This is a genomic window from Zhenpiania hominis (genome assembly GCF_014333425.1).
GTDB lineage: Bacteria > Bacillota > Clostridia > Peptostreptococcales > Anaerovoracaceae > Hominibacterium > Hominibacterium hominis.
Map to the genome: position 1 here is coordinate 49,008 of NZ_JACRYT010000005.1, position 17,517 is coordinate 66,524.

The window sequence follows — 17,517 nt, forward strand, 5'->3', positions numbered from 1 at the left end:
AAAATATACGAAGGAGGTGTCTTGATGGGAAGACACGGTACAATTGCGGGAAGAAAAGAAAAACAGGACTCCAAACGGGCCGCGGTGTTTACAAAGTATGCCAGAGCGATTACGGTTGCGGCGAAAAACGGAGGCGATCCGGATTACAACGTAGCATTAAAGCACGCAATTGAAAAAGCAAAGAGCATCAATATGCCTAATGATAATATTAAAAGAGCGATCAAAAAGGGAACCGGCGAACTGGCTGGCGAGACATATGAAACCGGTCGCTTTGAAGGGTACGGCGCTGCCGGCGTAGCGGTCATTGTCGATGTTCTGACGGATAATAAGAACCGAACCACAGCGGCGATGAAGCATGCCTTTGACAAATTCGGAGGTAACCTGGGTTCTCCGGGATGTGTATCCTATATGTTCGATCAGAAAGGCGTAATTGTCATTGAAAAAACCGATTCCGTAGATGAGGACGCGCTGATGGAAGCTGCCCTGGAAGCGGGCATGGACGACATGGTTACATACGACGACTGCTATGAAGTTCTGACGGCTCCGGAGGATTTTGACAGTGTAAATGAGGCTCTGAAAGCCGCGGGATATGAGTTTGTGGAAGCGGATATTGAATATCTCCCTTCCGTAGAATCCACGCCGACCGAGGAGCACGACATCAAGAATCTGAAAAAGATGATTGAAATGCTGGAAGATAACGACGATGTACAAAAAGTTTACCACAACTGTACGGTGGATTTGGAAAGCTAAAGATATTATTTACATGTGCGGAAAACCTTTTTTTCGGATGGGAAGCCATTAGGAAAAAAGGTTTTTTTGATAGGATTTTTAATAAGATGGTATCGGTAATAGAATAAGTACAAAATATTGGGTTGTGGTTATGGGCAATATTTTCTTTTTTTTGGATACCTGTTTTCTTTAGAAAAATACAAGACTATGAGTCTGTTAGAGGTGAAATAATCGGGATAAAGCTCGTATTAAAGGATAAAACGGTAAAGGTATCTAAAGTAATAAGAGGAAATAGTCAAATGCAGTATTATCTGTTGAATGGTGAGTTGGGGACGGTAGGGTTTCTTTCAAATGAAGAAGCACGAATAGAAATGTGTGTTCGATTAAAAGAGAATAAATATATTCAACTTATAGAGTCATGTTTTCCTGATTTGCAAGTCAAAAAGTAACTTTAGAAGGGGTGAGTAAAAAAGAAATTTCCTTATGTAAAGTTAAGTTCCATACGGAAGAGTAAATGTAGCATTTTAGAGATTGGCAAAGTGTGTTAAACCCTTTAGTAAGTAGAATTTAATCAGAACAGATGCACCTGATGTAAAAAGGTAGGCGAAAACGACAATAAGAATAAGGATTATAAAAGTAAATTCCTGCTGTTTTCCATAAGCTTAAGAAGATTTTTCCATAGGTTTATTGTTATCATCTGATTTGAGTTACTTAAAAATATAGAGAGATTTGATGAAGTATTTTCTATGGTACTTTTGACGATGAGTCTCCAGCCACATGTTTTTATGGTGGAGGCCGAAAAAACATACCTGCGCTTCTTTCCGCTAAAGTAAAGGTATTACTATGCCATCGTTCATTATCAAAAGACTTCCGTGGCATAAACGCTATAATATTGTCCCTATAAGATTTCAGAACGATTACGATACGGGTTGTGCAAGGAAAAATGTTTTTTTGTTATCTACTGTTGTGTCATATGTAAGCTCTTAATTTCTACTATTGATATTACAACGAAAAAAGTAAAATGGATATTATCAGAGCGCGTAAGACTAAATTTCATACGAAAGAGGAACTTACTTGTGTATTCAAGGTAAAAGAATTTAGACATTATTAAATGAAAATTGGAGAATCGTTAATAGCAATTTGCCAAATAACAGTTTTGGGATCAGTTAAAAAGGTAGGAAATTAAAGAAGTAGAAGGGGAGTGATCATTATTAATAACTATAAAAGTTTAGTAATAATAGGAAACGGGTTTGATTTACATTTAGGAATGAAAACCTCATATTATGACTTTAGAGATTATTTGCAAAATATTGAAAATAATTTCGATATTTTAGCGCTAATTGAATATGCATATGAAGGATTAGGAAATTTAAGTAGCGATGCAACCAGAAAAGTATCATTATGGAGTGATTTTGAAGAAAATTTATCTAAAATAAATACCGATGAGTTTATTACTGGATGGGGAAAGGAAGAAGAGGATGTTTTAGATGTTGAATTTATCTTAGGTAAAATGTATGAATTTTTGTATTCAAATTTTAGGAGGTGGGTAGTTTGTAAAGATATAGAAATAAAGAATAGAACGAGAGGTGTTTTTTCTAAAAATAGCTGTTATATAAATGGTGATTATACGTCTAGTTTAGAAAAATGGTATAATGTGAAACGGAAAAATATTTTTTATATCCATGGAGAGGCTAGAGAACACCGAACTATCGTATTAGGTCATAGCGGGTTACAATATAAGGATGAGTTTTTAGAAGATTATCAAGCTGCAATTGATATGGAAACAATAGGAAGTGCATATGGGAAAATTAATAGATTAGTATTAGATTATATCCTAAAAACCTCTAAAAACTATAAAAGAAACCTTGATAGATTGAAAACATGGTTAAGAGACAACAAATCTTTTTATTTTAGAAAGATAGAACAAGTATATATTTTGGGGCATTCCATCAGTAACGTGGATTATCCTTATTATAGGTACTTGCTACGTCATTTACCAAAAGCATGTATTTGGAAAGTTTCTTTTTATGATGATAACGAAAAAAGTCGTAAATTTCAATTTTTAAAACAGAATGGTATTAAATATTTTGAGTTAAGAGAGATAGAGGCATATATGCAAGAGTTACAACTTGATTAATAAATTTGGGATCACAAGGAAAAATGGGAGCGTTTTACGAGGAACTGTGATATCCGGATCGAAAAAACCTCGGAAGGTACCTATCGCTATTTTGCTCCGACACAGATGTATGTGCTGGGGTGGGATCCAAACCAGCTGAGCATTTAAAAATTTTATTACAATCCGCTGGTTGCTCTTGAAGAACAGAGGCGTATTTGCTATAATAAACACAGTTCAAAAAATAATTTATTCAGGAAAAAGGCGCGGAACGAGCTCCTGAATCTGGAAGGGAAATTCATGAGTATTTCACCTTGAATCGTATAGAATATGATATAGATCCTGAAGTGTTCGTTGAGAATTTATAATTCAACCTACGTTATAACATTGGGAGTCCGGAGTTTTCGGCGGCGGATGTCAAGCCGTCTTTGAACGGAAGACAGAGGCGGAAACAGGGCACCCCCCTATCAAAGATAGGGCGTGAATTATATTCTCGACGGCATGTCGGGATTTCTTGCTTTTTGGATGCCGGAACCTGATTTGCGGAAAACGGAGCCTGCCACTTTATGAAACGAAGGGCAGAGTTGGGAGAACCGCGTAAAAGAGGGGCAGACAGAGAAGACAATTAAAAATAGAAGAATCGAAGCCTATATCCAAAAATGTGAATGGGACTTGAAAGATGGTATCACAATCCGAAGGAAAGGAGTGTGATAGCATGAAAGCAGGATTTATTGGTGCCGGAAAGGCGGGATGCAGCCTTGGCCGGTATTTGCGCGATTTGCGGCTCAAAGAAAGCGCTGCGGCGGATGAAAATTCCGGAGCGGGCCGGACTTTTGAGCTCAGCGGATTTTACAGTAAAACCTTTGAACATTCAAAGGAAGCGGCTGATGATACAAAATCGGCCGCTTTTTCTAATTTCGAACAGGTGATTTCAGAAAGTGATATCATCTTTATAACAACCCCGGACCGCGTGATTGGAGAAGTATGGGAAACGATTCGTAAAAAAGGAGAACAAGGGGAGCTCCCTGTCAAGGGCAGGATATTCTGTCACTTGAGCGGTTCTCTGTCTTCTGAAGTGTTTCGCGGCAGAAAAGAACTTGGCGCCTTTGGATGCGCGGTGCATCCGATGCAGGCTATCAGCAGCCGGGACACGGATTTTTCCGGAACCTTCTTTACCGCTGACGGAGACGCGGAGGCGGTGGCCGCGGTAAAAGAACTGCTGAGCCAAAAGGGAAATCCGGTGTCTGTAATCGAACCTTCCTGCAAGAAAAAATACCATATGGCCGCCAGTACAGCAAGCAACCTGGTGGTGGGCCTGATCCAGATGGCTCTGGACGCGCTGGAGGAATGCGGATTTTCTCAGGATACCGCCCTTGCCATGCTTACGCCACTTATCGAGGGCAATGTAAAAAACATCTGTGAGAAAGGAACCGCGGCGGCGCTGACCGGGCCTGTGGAGCGGGGAGACGCGGAAACCGTAAAAGTGCATCTGCAGCAGCTTACTGGTGAACGGCGGGAAATTTACCGCCTGCTGTCCAGGCAGCTGATGGGAGTGGCGCGGGTAAAAAATGAGACGCGGGACTATTCAAATTTAGAAACATTACTGGAGGAAAAGGACCAATGAAAAACACAACAGCTACCTTTAAAAAAGCCAAAGAGGAAAAACAGAAGATTACCATGCTGACGGCATACGATTATTCCTTTGCCAAGCTTATGGATGAGGCGGGGATTAACTCGATTCTGGTAGGTGATTCCGTGGGAATGGTGTGCCTGGGATATGAAGATACCCTGCCGGTCACCATGGAAGATATGATTCACCACACAAAAGCGGTCGCCAGAGGGGCGAAAAACGCTCTGGTTGTGGCGGACATGCCGTTTATGTCTTACCAGACTTCTGTGTATGACGCGGTTGTTAACGCGGGCCGCCTGATAAAAGAGGGCGGAGCCCAGGCGGTCAAGCTGGAAGGCGGCTTTGAAGTGACGGAGCAGATCAAAGCGATTGTAGACGCTTCCATTCCGGTCGTCGCCCATATTGGTCTGACTCCTCAGTCCGTCAACTCCTTCGGAGGCTTTAAGGTGCAGGGAAAAAGTGAAGCGGCCGCGCAGAAGCTTCTGGATGAAGCCCGGGCGGTGGAAAAAGCGGGAGCTTTTGCGGTGGTAATGGAATGCGTTCCGGCAAAGCTGGCGGCGAAGATTACAGAAGAGCTGTCCATCCCGACCATCGGAATCGGAGCCGGCGCGGGCTGTGACGGCCAGGTGTTGGTTTATCAGGATATGCTGGGACTGTTCAGCGATTTCACGCCGAAATTCGTAAAGCAGTTCGCGAATGTAGGTGAAATCGTAAAAGGCGCCTTTGAAGGATATATCAGAGAAGTGCAGGAGGGAACCTTCCCGGCCCAGGAGCATACCTTTAAAATTGACGATGAAGTTTTAGACAAGTTGTATTAAAGAGGAGACAGATGAAGACAGCGGAAACAGTAAAAGACACAAGAGCGATTATAAAAGAATGGAAAAAACAGGGACTCAGCGTCGGACTGGTCCCGACAATGGGATTTCTCCATGAGGGGCACGAGAGTCTGATCCGGCGTTCGGCAGCGGAAAATGACCGGACGGTAGTCAGTATCTTTGTAAATCCCATGCAGTTTGGAAAAAATGAAGATCTGGAAACTTACCCCAGGGATTTTGAACGGGACAGCCGGATCTGTGAGAGAGCGGGAGCGGATCTGATTTTCCATCCACAGCCGGAGGAAATGTATCCACCGGACTTTTTCACCTATACGGATATGGATACTCTTACGGAAGGGCTTTGCGGAAGCCATCGTCCGGGGCATTTTCGCGGCGTGTGTACAGTGGTGGGAAAGCTCTTTCATATCGCGGCGCCGGATCGGGCTTATTTCGGACAGAAAGACGCTCAGCAGCTTTCTGTTATCCGGAAAATGGTGCGGGATTTGAATTTTGATCTGGAAGTTGTCGGATGTCCTACAGTCCGAGAAGAAGACGGTCTCGCAAAAAGCTCCCGCAATACCTATCTTTCTCCGGAAGAACGACAGGCGGCAACGGTGCTTCATAAGGCTCTGCTGCATGCGGAAAAGGCCATTGCCGGAGGGGAGCGAGACGCGGCGGCAATCCGCGGGGAAATGCTGCGTATCATTGAGGCTGAACCGCTGGCAGTTCCTGATTACGTGGAAATTGTAGACTGGGAGCTTCTGCAGCCTGTCCGGAAACTGGAGAAACCGGCTCTTGTGGCGGTTGCTGTAAAGTTTGGAAAAACCAGGCTGATCGATAATTATATCTGGGAGTAGCGGAAAGGAGACTGGAAAAACTTTCAGATTTCCCCTTGATTTTCAGGAAAGACTGGTATATTATAATGTTAGCACTCATTAAATATGAGTGCTAACATTTTTAGGTTAAAGGAGAACAACTATGGCAAAGAAACAGTTTAAAGCAGAATCAAAACGGCTTTTGGATCTGATGATCAATTCCATCTACACCCATAAAGAGATTTTCCTCAGAGAGCTTATTTCCAATGCCAGCGATGCCATTGACAAATTATATTACCGCAGCCTGACAGAGGGCAATACCGGACTTTCCAGGGATGATTTTTCCATCCGCCTTGAACCGGATAAAGAAGCTCGTACTCTGAAAATTATCGACAATGGCATGGGTATGACAAAAGAAGAACTGGAAAAGAATCTGGGAACCATCGCCAAGAGCGGCTCACTGGATTTTAAAACGGAAATGGAGAAAAAAGAAGACGTTGATATTATCGGACAATTCGGCGTCGGGTTTTATTCCGCTTTCATGGTAAGCGACAAAGTAACCGTTGTCAGCAAAGCCTATGGCGAGGATGTGGCTTACGAATGGGAATCCACGGGAGCGGATGGTTATACGATTAAAGATTGCGAAAAAGAAGGGAATGGAACAGAGATCACCCTTCTTTTAAAAGCGGATACTGAAGATGAGAACTATAGTCAGTATCTGGAAACTTACCAGATTAAAAATTTGATCAACAAATATTCCGACTACATCCGTTACCCGATCCAGATGATGGTCGAACATCAGAAATTAAAAGAGGGAACGGAAAACGAATACGAAACCTATTCGGAACTGGAAACCTTAAACAGTATGATTCCTCTGTGGAAGAAAAACAAGAGCGAACTGAAAGACGAGGATTACAACCAGTTCTATAAAGAAAAGTTTTATGATTTTACCGATCCCGCCAAGGTTATTCACACCAACGTGGAGGGAGTTGTCAGCTACACGGCGCTGCTGTTTATTCCGGGACAGGCTCCGTACAATTATTATACAAAGGAATTCGAAAAGGGTCTGCAGCTTTATTCTTCCGGCGTTCTGATTATGGAAAAATGCGCGGATCTGCTGCCGGATTATTTCAGCTTTGTAAGAGGGCTTGTGGACTCTCAGGATCTGTCTCTGAATATTTCCAGGGAAATGCTGCAGCACGACCGTCAGCTGAAGGCGATTGCTCAGAGGCTGGAAAAGAAAATCAAGAGCGAGCTGCTTTCCATGCTGAATACGGATCGGGAAAAATATGTGGAATTTTTCAAGAACTTCGGTCTGCAGCTGAAATTTGGCATGTACGATAAATTCGGAGCCAATAAAGACGCGGTCAAAGATCTGGTGATGTTCTACTCTTCCAGTGAAAAGGCGCTGGTAACCCTTTCTGAGTATGTATCCAGAATGAAGCCGGATCAGAAATACATCTACTTTGCCAGCGGTGAAAGCACGGATAAGATTGACAAGCTGCCGCAGACCGAGCTTCTGAAGGACAAGGGATATGAGATTCTCTACCTGACGGATGACGTGGATGAATTCGCGCTGCAGATGCTCCATACCTTTGAGGAAAAAGAATTCAAATCCGTTTCTTCCGATGATCTGGAAATCGAGGAAAGCAAGGAAGAAAAGGAAGCGGCGGAAAAACAGGCGGAGGAAAGCAAGGACATGCTGGAATGCATGAAGGAAGCCTTAGGCGACAAAGTGGCGGAAGTGCGTCTGTCTCAGAGGCTGAAGAGCCACCCGGTATGTCTGACCGCCAAGGGAGGCCTTTCCATTGAAATGGAAAAAGTGCTGAATTCTATGCCGGTGGATCAGAAGATCCAGGCGGAACGGGTGCTGGAAATCAACGCCAAACATCCGATTCTGGAAACGCTGAACAAGGTTTACGGAGAAGACAAAGAAGCGGTTAAAAAATACGCGAAACTGCTGTATGATCAGGCGCTTCTGATTGAAGGGCTTCCGGTAGAAGATCCGGTGGCGTTCTCCAATGCGGTTTGCGAACTGATGACAAAATAAAACAGACCGAAAACAGACCGAAAACGTTAATCGGTCTGTTTTTTTTTATGCGGAGAGGGATACCGCATCTTTCAGAATATGCTATAATATAGCAAAATGAGGGGGACGTTTTATGGAAATTTTATTTCTGGCCATAGTGGCAGTTTGTTATATCGCCTGCAATGTGTTTATCTGGAGCCGAGCGGTGCACTGGTTTCACTGCTTGCACAGCTTCCTGCGAAAACGCTGGTTTAAGCTGTTGTTTACGGTAGTTTACTGGATTTTCGCGGCGTCGCCGCTACTGTGTACGCTGTTTAAAGATGAGGCGGTAAAAGCGGTGGCAAAGCATATCAGTAATGTATGGATCGGTTTCTTTATTTACGCGCTTATCTTTATGGTACTCTCCTTTTGTGTGACCTTTGTTCTAAAACATGCAAAAAAAAGAGACTGTCAGAGCGGGGCATGGAGAAGGTTTATTGTCGTCCGAGGAGTGATAGTAGCTGTATGCATTGCGGCTTTCAGTACATATGGGATGTTTCACGCGGGGAACATAAAAGTAAGCGAATATCCTATTTCCATAGAGAAAAATTGTGGAGCAGGAGAGGAACTGCGAGTGGTGCTGGCGGCGGATATGCATATGGGGTATAGTGTCGGAGAAAAACAGATCGAGAAAATGGTAGAAGCGATCAACCGCCAGAATCCGGATCTGGTGTGTCTGGCAGGAGATATTTTTGATAATGATTATGCTGCTGTGCAGAATCCGGAGCGTCTAATCGAGCTATACCGGTCGATAAAAAGCAGGTATGGCGTCTATGCCTGCTTTGGAAACCACGATGTAGCGGAAAAGCTGATTGGCGGATTTACATTGCCTGCGGACGAAAGCCCGGTGAATGAAAAAGAAATGTACCGTTTTTTGCAAAGAGCGGGTGTTCAGCTGCTGGAGGATCAGAGTTTGCTGATTGATGATTCCTTTTATTTGATTGGAAGGCGAGACTATTCCAAACCGGGAACGAAAACGGAACGTAGAGCATCTATTGAGCAGCTAACACAAAATTTGGATAAAAGTAAGCCGATCCTGCTTATGGATCACCAACCAAAAGAATTACAGGAAGACGCGGACGCAGGGGTGGATGCTGTATTTTCCGGCCATACCCATGATGGACAGATCTTTCCGGGAAACCTCTTACTACCTCTCTTCTGGGAGAACGCCTGTGGATATTTAAAAAAAGAGGAGCTTCATTCGATTGTGACCTCCGGCGCTGGGGTATGGGGACCGGCCATGCGTGTGGGAACGGATAGTGAGATTGCGGTTATTGACATTTCCTTTACAGGCGAAAGGGAATGAGGTCTAATCTTCTGATTTAAAGATGATCATGTCTTCTCCGATTTTCACAATATTGTTCCAGGGGAGCTGAATCCACTGTTCGGAAGAGTGTTTGAAGGGACCTTTGCTGTGATAGCTGGGAATGAGAACCGCTTTGATAGTGCCGTCCTTTCGCTCAAAAAGCATTTCTGTATCCCAGAGTTGGCCGTGGCTGCAGCCTTTTGACAGATCGACGATTTCTTTGCTTCCAATTTCACTTAGTCGCATAATGACCTCCTGACAGGTAAATACTATTACCAGATTATATTAAGAAAGGGAGCGGATTATGAGCAGAAACAAGGAAATAAGCGAAGAAAAGAATCTTCCTTCGGAGGAAGACAAGAACAAGGAACTGATTAAGGAGTTGGGCCTTCTTTCTGTGGGAACTGATTTTGAGAGTGACGTTCAGTATATCAATATTATTGGCAGTGTGGAAGGGCATATGGTACTTCCGGCGGATAATAAAACCACAAAGTACGAACATTTAATCCCCCAGCTTGTAGCAGTAGAGGAGAACCCTAAGCTGAAAGGTCTGTTGGTGATTCTCAATACCGTGGGAGGAGATGTAGAGGCGGGACTTGCACTCGCGGAAATGATTTCTACGCTTTCCAAACCAACGGTATCTTTAGTGCTGGGAGGGGGGCATAGTATTGGAATTCCTCTGGCAACCTCCACCGACTATTCCTTTATCGCGGAAACCGCGACTATGACGCTTCACCCTATTCGTACAAACGGTCTTGTCATAACAGCGGAAACCACATTTGATTATCTGAGGAAAACGCAAGACAGGGTGATTCGCTTTATTGAAACTCATTCAAAGGCGGATCGGGAGACCATTACGAGACTGATGAATCGTACAGATAATATGCCAAATGATGTGGGGACAATTCTGTTCGGACATGAGGCGGTGGAAATCGGTATCATCGATGAAGTAGGAGGCTTGAGCCAGGCGCTGCAAAAGCTAAGGGGAATGTTTTCGAAAGAATCAGAAGAAAACAATTGACATATATTTACAGTTGTGATATTGTTAAAAAAAGGAAATTTAAAAGGGGGCAACTGTAAATGGAAAATATAAAAATTGCGGTTATTACTCCGGATCGGGACTATGGCCGAGCTTTGGGGTTGGCGCTAGTAGATGTGTACAAAAATTTTACGGTGACTTTGTATCAAAGCGCACCGGTACATAATGAACTTACCGGTTATGATCTAATCTTAAATGATGGAGCCGAAGGCATTGGAGAGAGAATCGTCGGTCTTGTGGAAAAGCCATCTATGACAGATCAAGATTATGAGCAAAAACGTTTTCTTTTGTATAAGTATGGAAATGTACGGCAGCTTGCCGCTGAACTTCTTTTTATTTACAGCCTTTTGACAGGCAGAAGAGCGCTGCCTATAAGGAATCGCGACGTAAAATTAGTTGTGTTTTGCGCGGCAGAAGGCGGGATGGGATGCACCTCAGCGGCGATAGCTTTTGCGCGGGAACTGACTCGTTTTCATGGAAAGAAAGTTTTATATATCAGTTTGGAAGAAATGGAGTCGACATTAGAGTATATGGGGGCGTTTCCGGAGGGAAAAAGTATCAGCGAGTACCTGTATTACTTGTTTCAGGAGAAAGAACGAAAACAGATTCCGTTTATTGAGAGTTTTCTGGTCTTTGATTGTTATGGCGTGGATTCGTTTCTTCCGTCACCTGGAAGAAACGCGCTGCGAAGTCTTGACTCAGAAGAAATGCAGTATTTTATCAGTGCGGTTATGGATACCGATCGATATGACTTTTTAGTAATTGACGCAGGAAGCGGCATGGATAATAGTATTTTAAGCTGTTATGAGATGGCAGACAATATTTGTATGGTTGCAGAGTCAGAGAAATGCAGCTACAAGGAGGAACGATTTCTTGAGTATCTGATTTTTCTAAAAGGAGATAAAATTCTGGAGCGAATGGGGAAGTTAGTAAACCGCGTTTTTTGCGGAGGATTAAAAAAAGAGGAAGATAAAAAGAATGAAGGCCAATATCAGGAAATTCTCAGGATTATATGCAGGCTAGAGTTGGATCCGGAAAGTTTTAGCGAGGAAAAAGGAGTTCGTCTTATTGCCCAGGACGGCGCGTACGGAAGAGGTATAAAGAAGTTGGCCGAATCTGTTCTAAATAATGTGATTTTGTAAACTATAAGCAATAGGAAAAGGATATGTGGAATATTCGCATATCCTTTTTCCTTGGATTTAACATGAAATTAACATTCCCTTAACATAGACGGGCTTTCCTCACAGAATCTTAACTTCTATAATAAACTTGTCTAATTATGTTAATAAAAGGAGAAATGTGATGAATTCAGATGTATTCCAGATGGTGATTACCTTGCTGGGAGGTCTTGCGCTGTTCATTTACGGCATGAATTTAATGAGCGACGGTCTTCAAAAAGCAGCAGGGGAGAAAATGCAGAAAGTTTTAGCGCTTCTCACGAAGAATCCTATATTGGGTGTACTTGCGGGGACGGTATGTACGGCTGTCTTGCAGAGCAGCAGCGCAACAACAGTAATGGTGCTGGGCTTTGTAAGCGCGGGTTTGATGAAGCTGCCTCAGGCAATTAGCATTATTCTAGGCGCAAATATCGGAACAACGATTACCGCACAGTTAATTGCCTTTCAGATTGGCGATTACGCATGGCTTTTTGTCGCGATTGGATTTATTCTGTATTTTTTTATAAAAAAAGAAATCATTACAAATATAGGACAGACTACTTTTGCGTTTGGTATGCTTTTTGTCGGTATTAATATTATGGGAGAGGCGATGAAGCCGTTGGCAAGTTCGCCGTTTTTTATTGATTTAATGATGCAGGTACAGGATATTCCGATTCTAGGCGTGCTGCTCGGAACAGGGATGACCGTGCTTGTACAGAGCAGCTCCGCAACGATTGCTGTTTTACAGAACCTGGCGTCAACGGCTGCTGCTGATGGAGTGAGCAGTATTATAGGGCTTACCGGAGCGCTTCCGATTCTGTTCGGAGATAATATTGGAACAACAATTACTGCGCTTCTGGCTTCCATAGGAGGAACCATAAACGCCAAACGGACGGCTGCTGCCCATATTATATTTAACATAACGGGAACGTTTATTTTTATCTGGTTTATCCCACTGTACGCGGATTTTATTCAGTTTATTTCACCGAAAGGAGCGGAAGTAGATGTGATCGCCAGGCAGATCGCGAATGCGCATATGTGCTTTAATCTGTTTAATACTCTGCTATGGCTTCCGTTTATTGGAATTTTAGTTAAAATTGTCACAAAAATTGTGCCGGGAAAGGATACGGACCGGCTGCCATCTGAACCGGTTTATCTGGACTACAATGTTTTGGAACGCCCCTTCGCGGCCATTCATTTGGCAATGAAAGAGTTGTCGAGGCTGGCGGGATTTGCTTCCCAGATGTTGGTCGCGGCTAAGAAGGCATTCCTGGGAAACAGCATTAATGAAGTAAAAAATGTTCTTGAACTGGAGAAATCCGTAAACGAATTGCAGAAAAAAATTGTCAGCTACATGGCTTCCATTTCTTCAACTGATACGGTAACGGAAAAGCAGGCGGCACAGCTTTCCGGTCTGATGCATGTGGCGGCAGATATTGAACATGTAGGGGATTATTGTGAAAATATTGCAGTTTTCGCGGAAGAGAAAACGAAAAATAAGTATGAGTTTTCTGATGCGGCATGCGCGGAGATTTATGAGTGTTTTGATCATGCGGCACGTATGCTGAGAGACAGTATAGAAGCTCTGGAAACAGGCGACTACCGGGTGGCTAAGGGAGTGAAAGAGCAGGAAGAGCAGCTGAATCATATAGAAGTTCTCTTAAGAAAGCAGCATATGAAACGGATCAGCGAGAAAAAATGTTCTCCGGAGTTTACTGTCATTTATACAGATGTAATACATAATATTGAACGTATTGGCGATTGCTGCGATAATATTGCCAATGCGGTTCTGGATAATGTTAATTTTAAAGCTTCCGACAGCAGCAACTGAATTTGAAAAAAACACAAAATTATGATAAAATATTAGGGTGGTGGATAATCATGAAAAAAATTCTCATTATTGAAGATGAACCGAATATTCGGGAACTGGTACTGTATAACCTGAAAGCCAATGGATATGAAGGCATTGAAGCGGAAGACGGTTATATGGGAATTACGATGGTACATAAGGAAAAGCCGGATTTGATTCTTCTGGATATCATGCTTCCGGGTAAAAATGGATACGACATCTGCAAGGAATTGAGAGAAGAGGGGAATGAAACCCCGATTATTATGCTGACAGCTAAAAATGAGGAAATTGATAAAGTCCTCGGGCTGGAATTCGGCGCGGACGATTACATTTCAAAACCATTTGGAATTCGGGAATTGATGGCGAGAATTAAAGCAGTTCTGAGACGGTATGACAATACACATGACAATCTGCCGCCGGGTGAACATATTTTAAAGATCAATGATCTGGAAATCAATATTGAGAGACATCAGGTGAAAGTAGGAGAGCAGCTTGTGGATCTGACTTTGAAAGAGTTTGAGCTTCTTTGCTATCTGGCGGAAAACAGGGGGCATGTTTTAACTCGAGATCAGCTTTTAGACAAAGTCTGGGGGATCGAATATGCCGGAGAAACCAGAACAGTAGATGTGCATATCCGATATCTGCGTAAAAAATTGGGGCAGAGCGGGGATGAAGAAAAATATATTGAAACGATCAGAGGTAAAGGATATAAGATAAAATGAGAAATAAATTTATTCGAGCCGCAGGCGAAATTGTTCTGTTTAACCTGTTGGCGCTGTTTCTTGTTTACAGGCTGTTTATCGCATCGCGCATGGAAGCTGCGGGGTCCGTGGATGAAAGCATTTTTATTGTGAGGAGCGGACTGTGGATTTTTGTCGGGATCTATCTGATCGGTATGATTCTTTTAGGAATTCACATCTATCTCAATATGGTAAAACCTGTGGGCAGAGCTCATGAAGATCTGAAAAGGGCTGCGGAAGAAAGTAAACGGGCGGAGATGATCCGTAAAGAGTTTGTGGCAAATGTCAGCCATGAGCTGAAAACTCCCCTTACTTCCATATCTGGATTTATCGAGACTTTGCAGCAGGGCGCCGCGGAAGATCCGGAGATTCGAACCAGATTCATTGATATAATCGCAATTGAAACTTCCCGTTTAAAACGACTGATTGAAGATTTACTGGTTTTATCAGACATTGAAAATCGAAAAGAGTCCGCGGATGTTCAGGAATTCAGCGCTAAGGAGGAAATTGAGAAAACGGTACAGACCCTGCAACCGATTGCAGAAGACAAAAATGTAGAGTTAATAACCGGTTTTGATGAAGATGTTGTTATCTTGGGCAGTCCGGATCGCTTTCGCCAAATGATGGTAAATCTGATCGAAAATGCAGTGAAGTATTCAGAAGAAGGCGGTCGCGTTTGGATTGAAGCAAGAAAACTGGATACAAAGGTTCAGGTTACAGTGAAAGATGAAGGAATCGGTATTGCGGAAGAACATCTGGATCGACTTTTTGAACGTTTTTATCGCGTTGATAAATCCAGATCCGCAAAGGCCGGGGGGACCGGACTCGGATTATCCATTGTGAAACACATCGCGGCATTGTTCAATGCAGAGTTAAAAGTGGAAAGCAAGGTCGGGGAGGGATCAATTTTCTATGTAATCTTTGAAAGGTAGGCTATTATATATGGAGACACTCGACTATTTAATAAGTGATCTGGCATATATTCTCGTAGTAGCTGGAATTGTGACGCTGATTTTTAAGAAAATTGGTCAGCCGGTTGTTCTGGCATATATTATTGCGGGTTTTTTAATCAGTCCTAACTTTTCTTACCTTCCCACGATTATTGAAGTGGAGGATATCGAAGTATGGGCCAATATTGGAATTGTTTTTTTGATGTTCGGTCTGGGACTGGAATTCAGTTTTAAAAAAATTGCCACTGTGGGGGGAAGTGCCTTCGTTACCTCTATGACGGTGATGATGTCCATGATCATCATTGGATATGCGACAGGACAGCTTCTCGGCTGGGAGAAAATGGACAGTATCTTTTTAGGCGGAATGATTTCCATGTCCTCAACAATGATTATTCTAAAGGCCTACGAAGAATATAAGTTGAAAAAAGAAAAGTTTGCCCAGCTAGTATTGGGGACGCTTGTTATTGAAGATATCGGGGGCATTTTTATGATGATCATTCTGTCAACTCTCGCAGTCGGACAGAGTACATCTGGTTTGGATGTTTTCAAAAATATTGGGATGCTGCTGCTTGATCTTGTAATCTGGCTGGTTTTAGGAATTTATCTGATCCCAACTTTTTTAAAAAAAATATCCCGCCTTGTGAACGATGAATTGTTACTCATTATATCCATTGGGTTATGTTTGGGGATGGTTGTAATTGCTAACGCAATTGGCTTTTCATCAGCTTTGGGGGCATTCCTGGCTGGTTCGATTCTGGCGGGGACTTTTCAGGGCAAGCGGATTGAGAGTATGGTTAAACCGATCAAAGATTTGTTCGGCGCTGTATTTTTTGTTTCAGTAGGGATGCTGATTGAACCCAATCTGTTGGTCGAATATCTGGGACCGATACTGATAATCACTGCTGTTACGATTTTAGGGCAGATGACATTTGCCACACTTGGTATCCTTTTCTCCGGGCAGTCACTCCATACAGCGATTCGCGGAGGCTTCAGCATGGTTCAGATCGGTGAATTCTCATTCATTATCGCTTCTCTTGGAATGAGTCTTGGGGTAATCAGTGATTTTCTTTATCCGATTGTGGTATGTGTTTCTGTAATTACTACATTTACGACTCCGATATTTATAAAAAATTCAGAGCGTGTTTATGAATTTGCCCGGCACCATCTATCCCCCAAGTTGTACAAATTTTTGAACCGCCATACATCGGAACAACAGAGTACAGCAGATAAAGACTGGGACTGGAATCGATACATCAAGCGTTTTTTTGTCCGCACACTGATCTGTACGGTTGCGATTCTGTTCATATATGTTGGAGGAACCAGCTTTTTACTTCCTTTTTTACAAGAATATATGCATGGAATTGAGGCGAATTTCATTGCGGCGGGCATTACTTGTCTGTTTATGATACCGCTGATTAATATTATGTGTTCCAAAAAAAGCGTTTTGTATACGAAGTTGTGGCTGAAAAGTCAGGCGAATAGAATGCCGCTGTTGGCATTTACCGGCATGCGAATCGTTATTTCCTGCGGATTCATTGTTATGACTTTGAGAAAGCTGCTGCATCTCCCCTATATTCCACTTATCGTATTGTCTTTTGCGGCAATTGTATTTATTGTAAAATCGGACTATATCAAGGGAAAAACTTTGAAAATAGAGATGCGTTTCATAGAGAACTTTTATGAAAATACTCTTGCGAGACAGAAACGGGAGCGAGGGATAAAAGGAGAACATCACTGGCTGGATGAATCCTTTTTCGTAGTGGAATTCAATGTAACCAAGACGATCCCGCAGAATACGATTCTCGAGTTCTGTCAGAGCCGCTTTTTTCATGTGACGATTATTAAGATTATCCGAGATGGCAAACATCTCAATATGCCAAGTGGGAAAACCAGAGTGATAGAAGGCGATGTGATTCATGCGATTGGAACGAAAACGGAAATTGAAGCCTGCATCCTGATGCTGGAGAACGCGGAACATATCCAGGAACCACAGGAACCAATGGTGACGCTCAGAGAGTATATCTATGGTCAAATTTTTTACGAAATTGAGCCGGAAAAACAGATTATATGCTGTCCGATTGAAGTGGAAGAAGGAGCCAGCCTGATAAAAAAATCGATTAAAAATTCCGGATTCCGTACAAAATATAAAGGGTATATTCTTGGAATCGAAAGAGGAATGTTGTCGATTGTGAATCCGGATATTGATATGGTAATCGAAGAAGGCGATTTGCTGTGGGTAATCGGTACTCAAAAAATGGCAAATAGCTTGCTGAAAGCTGATTTTTTAGATGAAGAAGAATAAAATT

General features: G+C 42.8%; 14 protein-coding genes and 1 other RNA gene. 14 read left to right on the plus strand and 1 reads right to left on the minus strand.

Translation table 11 applies throughout. The features are described 5' to 3' along the window. The first annotated feature begins 24 nt into the window (after positions 1–24). The 8 genes from H9L42_RS06765 (at position 25) to H9L42_RS06800 (ending at position 9,476) form a co-directional block, all read left to right on the plus strand. Positions 25–750, plus strand: a complete 726-nt coding sequence (locus H9L42_RS06765; RefSeq protein ID WP_187302633.1) for a YebC/PmpR family DNA-binding transcriptional regulator — start codon at positions 25–27, stop codon at positions 748–750. Positions 751–1,930: 1,180 nt separating this feature from the next. Further along, entirely contained in the window at positions 1,931–2,866 is a 936-nt protein-coding gene (locus tag H9L42_RS06770; RefSeq protein ID WP_187302634.1) for an AbiH family protein, read from the plus strand. Positions 2,867–3,178: 312 nt separating this feature from the next. Further along, positions 3,179–3,357, plus strand: a non-coding RNA gene (gene ssrS / locus H9L42_RS06775) — 6S RNA. 200 nt (positions 3,358–3,557) lie between these two features. Beyond that, positions 3,558–4,466, plus strand: a complete 909-nt coding sequence (locus H9L42_RS06780) for a Rossmann-like and DUF2520 domain-containing protein (protein ID WP_187302635.1) — start codon at positions 3,558–3,560, stop codon at positions 4,464–4,466. Further along, positions 4,463–5,290 (plus strand): 3-methyl-2-oxobutanoate hydroxymethyltransferase, encoded by an 828-nt coding sequence (gene panB, locus H9L42_RS06785; protein ID WP_187302636.1) that lies wholly within the window; start codon positions 4,463–4,465, stop codon positions 5,288–5,290. Before H9L42_RS06780 ends, panB begins: the two co-directional genes overlap by 4 nt. 11 nt (positions 5,291–5,301) lie before the next feature. Beyond that, complete coding sequence (gene panC / locus H9L42_RS06790; protein ID WP_187302637.1) at positions 5,302–6,144, plus strand: pantoate--beta-alanine ligase; 843 nt, start codon at positions 5,302–5,304, stop codon at positions 6,142–6,144. Positions 6,145–6,265: 121 nt separating this feature from the next. Continuing rightward, positions 6,266–8,152, plus strand: coding sequence for a molecular chaperone HtpG (gene htpG / locus H9L42_RS06795; protein ID WP_187302638.1), 1,887 nt, complete (start codon positions 6,266–6,268; stop codon positions 8,150–8,152). Between the two features lie 112 nt (positions 8,153–8,264). Further along, on the plus strand, positions 8,265–9,476 hold the full coding sequence (locus H9L42_RS06800; protein ID WP_187302639.1) for a metallophosphoesterase: 1,212 nt from the start codon (positions 8,265–8,267) through the stop codon (positions 9,474–9,476). 3 nt (positions 9,477–9,479) lie between these two features. Here H9L42_RS06800 and H9L42_RS06805 read toward each other — a convergent pair whose 3' ends face one another. Next, positions 9,480–9,722 carry a YlmC/YmxH family sporulation protein gene (locus tag H9L42_RS06805; protein ID WP_187302640.1) on the minus strand — a complete coding sequence of 81 codons (243 nt, stop codon included), beginning with the start codon at positions 9,720–9,722 and terminating at the stop codon, positions 9,480–9,482. Between the two features lie 58 nt (positions 9,723–9,780). Between H9L42_RS06805 and H9L42_RS06810 the strand changes: the two genes are divergently transcribed. The 6 genes from H9L42_RS06810 (at position 9,781) to H9L42_RS06835 (ending at position 17,513) form a co-directional block, all read left to right on the plus strand. Beyond that, a complete protein-coding gene (locus H9L42_RS06810; RefSeq protein WP_187302641.1) occupies positions 9,781–10,497 on the plus strand; it encodes a ClpP family protease in 717 nt (238 codons plus the stop codon). Between the two features lie 59 nt (positions 10,498–10,556). After that, entirely contained in the window at positions 10,557–11,657 is a 1,101-nt protein-coding gene (locus tag H9L42_RS06815) for a P-loop NTPase family protein (RefSeq protein WP_187302642.1), read from the plus strand. A gap of 160 nt (positions 11,658–11,817) precedes the next feature. After that, entirely contained in the window at positions 11,818–13,503 is a 1,686-nt protein-coding gene (locus H9L42_RS06820) for a Na/Pi cotransporter family protein (protein WP_187302643.1), read from the plus strand. Between the two features lie 47 nt (positions 13,504–13,550). Further along, positions 13,551–14,243 (plus strand): response regulator transcription factor, encoded by a 693-nt coding sequence (locus tag H9L42_RS06825; RefSeq protein ID WP_465270651.1) that lies wholly within the window; start codon positions 13,551–13,553, stop codon positions 14,241–14,243. Next, positions 14,240–15,193: a sensor histidine kinase gene (locus tag H9L42_RS06830; RefSeq protein WP_187302644.1), complete on the plus strand. Its 954-nt coding sequence runs from the start codon at positions 14,240–14,242 to the stop codon at positions 15,191–15,193. The genes H9L42_RS06825 and H9L42_RS06830 overlap by 4 nt, the downstream gene beginning before the upstream one ends. 10 nt (positions 15,194–15,203) lie before the next feature. Next, positions 15,204–17,513 carry a monovalent cation:proton antiporter family protein gene (locus H9L42_RS06835; RefSeq protein ID WP_187302645.1) on the plus strand — a complete coding sequence of 770 codons (2,310 nt, stop codon included), beginning with the start codon at positions 15,204–15,206 and terminating at the stop codon, positions 17,511–17,513. Positions 17,514–17,517: the final 4 nt, after the last annotated feature.

Bases quoted from the DNA above. Each gene is read 5' to 3' on its own strand.
- H9L42_RS06765 (WP_187302633.1), top strand. From the start codon at position 25: ATGGGAAGACACGGTACAATTGCGGGAAGAAAAGAAAAACAGGACTCC.
- H9L42_RS06780 (WP_187302635.1), top strand. From the start codon at position 3,558: ATGAAAGCAGGATTTATTGGTGCCGGAAAGGCGGGATGCAGCCTTGGC.
- panB (WP_187302636.1), top strand. From the start codon at position 4,463: ATGAAAAACACAACAGCTACCTTTAAAAAAGCCAAAGAGGAAAAACAG.
- panC (WP_187302637.1), top strand. From the start codon at position 5,302: ATGAAGACAGCGGAAACAGTAAAAGACACAAGAGCGATTATAAAAGAA.
- htpG (WP_187302638.1), top strand. From the start codon at position 6,266: ATGGCAAAGAAACAGTTTAAAGCAGAATCAAAACGGCTTTTGGATCTG.
- H9L42_RS06800 (WP_187302639.1), top strand. From the start codon at position 8,265: ATGGAAATTTTATTTCTGGCCATAGTGGCAGTTTGTTATATCGCCTGC.
- H9L42_RS06805 (WP_187302640.1), bottom strand. From the start codon at position 9,722: ATGCGACTAAGTGAAATTGGAAGCAAAGAAATCGTCGATCTGTCAAAA.
- H9L42_RS06810 (WP_187302641.1), top strand. From the start codon at position 9,781: ATGAGCAGAAACAAGGAAATAAGCGAAGAAAAGAATCTTCCTTCGGAG.
- H9L42_RS06815 (WP_187302642.1), top strand. From the start codon at position 10,557: ATGGAAAATATAAAAATTGCGGTTATTACTCCGGATCGGGACTATGGC.
- H9L42_RS06820 (WP_187302643.1), top strand. From the start codon at position 11,818: ATGAATTCAGATGTATTCCAGATGGTGATTACCTTGCTGGGAGGTCTT.
- H9L42_RS06830 (WP_187302644.1), top strand. From the start codon at position 14,240: ATGAGAAATAAATTTATTCGAGCCGCAGGCGAAATTGTTCTGTTTAAC.
- H9L42_RS06835 (WP_187302645.1), top strand. From the start codon at position 15,204: ATGGAGACACTCGACTATTTAATAAGTGATCTGGCATATATTCTCGTA.